This window comes from Inquilinus limosus MP06 (assembly GCF_000767795.1).
Taxonomy (GTDB): Bacteria; Pseudomonadota; Alphaproteobacteria; order DSM-16000; family Inquilinaceae; genus Inquilinus; species Inquilinus limosus_E.
On record NZ_JANX01000679.1, the window covers coordinates 1 to 2,957 of the forward strand.

Consider the following 2,957-nt stretch of genomic DNA (forward strand, 5'->3'; position numbering starts at 1 on the left):
CAGGTCTCCGGCGGCCAGGCCCGGCGCATCGCCCTGGCCCGCTGCATCCTGAAGGATGCGCCGATCCTGGTGCTGGACGAGCCGACCGAGGGCCTGGACGCCGAGACCGAGGCGCAGGTGATCGAGGCGCTGGAGCGGCTGACCGCCGGCCGCACCACGCTGGTCATCACCCACCGCCCGGCGCTGCTGCGCCTGGCCGACAGCGCCGTGCTGATGGCCGAGGGCCGGATCGCGGTGCAGGGCGTGCCGGCCGAGGTGCTGGACGCCGCCCTGCCCGCCCGGGCGAAGCGCCATGCCGCGGTTTGACCTGAATCGCATCGGGGCGATGGGACCGACCACGCTGCGGCTGCTGCTGCAGGCCTTCGGCGCGCTCTGCGTCGTCGCCGGCATCATCGGGATCTTCGTGCCGCTGTGGCCGACCACGATCTTCATGATCCTGGCGCTGTGGGCCTTCGCCCGCTCCTCGCCGCGGCTGCACAACTGGCTGTTGACCCATCGCCGCTTCGGCCCGCCGCTGCAGGCCTGGGAGCGGCACGGCGCCATCCCGGCCTGGGCCAAGCTGCTGGCGGTGGTCAGCCTGTGCGGCAGCCTGGCGATCGTGGCGGTCTCGGTGCATTCGCATCTGGTGGTCGGGATCGTCGCCGCCGTCTTCGCGATCCTGATCCTGTACATCCTGACCCGCCCGAACGCCGCGCCGCACGGCAAAACCTGACCGGGAGATGGGCAGGCCATGACACGCTTGTCATTTCCGAACCGCCCCGCCTCGTCGTAAGGTTCGGTCCATGCGAATCCTCGTGATCGAAGACGACGCCCAGGCCGCGCAATACCTGACCAAGGGTCTGCGCGAGAGCGGATTCGTCGTGGACCATGCGCCGGACGGGCCGCAGGGCCTGTTCCTGGCGACCAGCGAAACCTACGACGCGATGATCGTCGATCGCATGCTGCCGGGCATGGACGGCCTCTTGATCGTCGAGACCATCCGGCGCAACGGCAACCAGACGCCGGTGCTGTTCCTGAGCGCCATGGGCCAGGTCGATGATCGTGTGCGCGGCCTGCGCGCCGGCGGCGACGACTACCTGACCAAGCCCTATGCCTTCACCGAGCTGCTGGCCCGGCTGGAGGCGCTGCTGCGCCGCGGCGCCAGCCCGGCGGCGGCGCAGACCGAACTGCAGATCGGCGACCTGAAGATGGATCTGCTGTCGCGCAGCGTCACCCGCTCCGGCCGCAAGATCGACCTGCAGCAGCGCGAGTTCCAGATCCTCGAATACCTGATGCGCCACTCCGGCCAGGTGGTGACCCGGACCATGCTGCTGGAGAATGTCTGGAACTATCACTTCGATCCGCAGACCAATGTGATCGACGTCCATATCAGCCGCCTGCGCCAGAAGATCGACAAGGACTTCGACGCGCCGCTGCTGCAGACCGTGCGCGGCGCGGGATATTGCCTCCGTGCATCTGATTAGGGTCCTTCGCAGCTCCACCTTCCGCTATGCGATCATCTACATGCTGGTGTTCGGGATCTCCGTCGCCGGCGTGCTGGGCTTCGTCTACTGGCAGACGGTGCGGGTGATCGCCTCGCAGACCGACGACACGATCCAGGCCGAGATCACCGGTCTGGCCGAGCAGTACCGGCAATTCGGCCTGCTGGGCCTGGTGCGGATCATCCGCGAGCGCAGCCAGGCCGCCCCGGGCCGGCGCGGCCTCTATCTGCTCGCCGACCGCAACTACAACCGGATCGAGGGCAACCTGTCCTCCTGGCCGCCGATCGCGCGGGGCGCCGCCGACAGCACGGTCGACTTCCTGGTGGCGACCGATGTCGGCGAGAATCCCAAGCCCCAGGTGGCGCGGGCCCGCACCTTCCAGCTGACCGGCGGCTTCTACCTGCTGGTCGGGCGCGACATGACCGAGCGCACCGACTTCACCAAGCTGATGACCGACGCGCTGATCGGCGGCCTGATCCTGACCGGCGCGCTGGGCCTGGTCGGCGGCATCCTGATGAGCCGCAGCATGCTGGCCCGGATCGAGGGCATCAACCGCGGCACCGAGGACATCCTGCAGGGCGACCTGGCCCGCCGCATGCCGGTGCGTGGCAACCGCGACGAGTTCGACCGCCTGGCCACCAGCCTGAATGCGATGCTGGACCAGATCGACGGGCTGATGACCGGCATGCGCGGCGTCGCCGACAACATCGCGCACGACCTGCGCAGCCCGATCTCGCGGCTGCGCAGCCGGCTGGAGGTCTCGCTGATGGGTGAGACCGATGCCGACGGCTATCGCCGGGCGATGGAGGATGCGATCCGCGAGGCCGACGGCATCCTGGCCACCTTCAACGCGCTGCTGGAGATCGCGCTGGCCGAGGCCGGGGCGGTGCGCGACCGGTTCAGCCCGATCGACCTGTCGGCCCTGGCGACCGATGCCGGCGAGCTGTACGGGCCGGTCGCCGAGGAGAAGCGCCAGAGCCTGGCGAGCGCGATCGAGCCCGGCGTGACCGTGCCCGGCAACAGCCACCTGCTGGCCCAGGCGGTGGCCAACCTGCTGGACAACGCCATCAAGTACACGCCGGAGGGCGGCCGGGTCGCGCTCGACGTCCGGCGCGAGGGCGACGGCGCGGTGCTCGACATCCGCGACACCGGCCCCGGCATCCCGGAGGAGGCGCGCGGCCGGGTGCTGGACCGCTTCGTCCGGCTCGACGCCAGCCGCAGCGCCCCGGGCGCCGGGCTGGGCCTGTCGCTGGTCTCGGCGGTGGCGCGGCTGCACAAGGCGACGCTGACCCTGTCCGACAACGCGCCCGGCCTGCGCATCACCCTGCGCTTCCCGCATGTGCTGGCAGGGCATCAGGATGCGCTGCAGGATGGTGCCCAGAACCCCGCCCCGGCGGGCCGCATCGCGTCACGATCCTGAAGCCTGGAGCCGCACCGGTCAGCTGCTGTCGAGCGGCAGTTCGGGGCCGTTCTCGA

The 2,957-nt window shown here is 70.1% G+C and carries 4 protein-coding genes; all 4 read left to right on the forward strand.

What is annotated here, in order from left to right:
* Nucleotides 1-306, forward strand: a 306-nt coding sequence (locus P409_RS30695) for an ATP-binding cassette domain-containing protein (protein ID WP_034847399.1), incomplete at its 5' end; no start/stop codon positions are given.
* Nucleotides 293-712 carry a YbaN family protein gene (locus P409_RS30700; RefSeq protein WP_081991958.1) on the forward strand — a complete coding sequence of 140 codons (420 nt, stop codon included), beginning with the start codon at nucleotides 293-295 and terminating at the stop codon, nucleotides 710-712. The genes P409_RS30695 and P409_RS30700, both read left to right, overlap by 14 nt.
* Before the next feature lie 70 nt (nucleotides 713-782).
* Nucleotides 783-1,463 carry a response regulator transcription factor gene (locus P409_RS30705; RefSeq protein ID WP_034847400.1) on the forward strand — a complete coding sequence of 227 codons (681 nt, stop codon included), beginning with the start codon at nucleotides 783-785 and terminating at the stop codon, nucleotides 1,461-1,463.
* Nucleotides 1,450-2,901 carry a sensor histidine kinase gene (locus tag P409_RS30710; RefSeq protein ID WP_152613637.1) on the forward strand — a complete coding sequence of 484 codons (1,452 nt, stop codon included), beginning with the start codon at nucleotides 1,450-1,452 and terminating at the stop codon, nucleotides 2,899-2,901. Before P409_RS30705 ends, P409_RS30710 begins: the two co-directional genes overlap by 14 nt.
* Nucleotides 2,902-2,957: the final 56 nt, after the last annotated feature.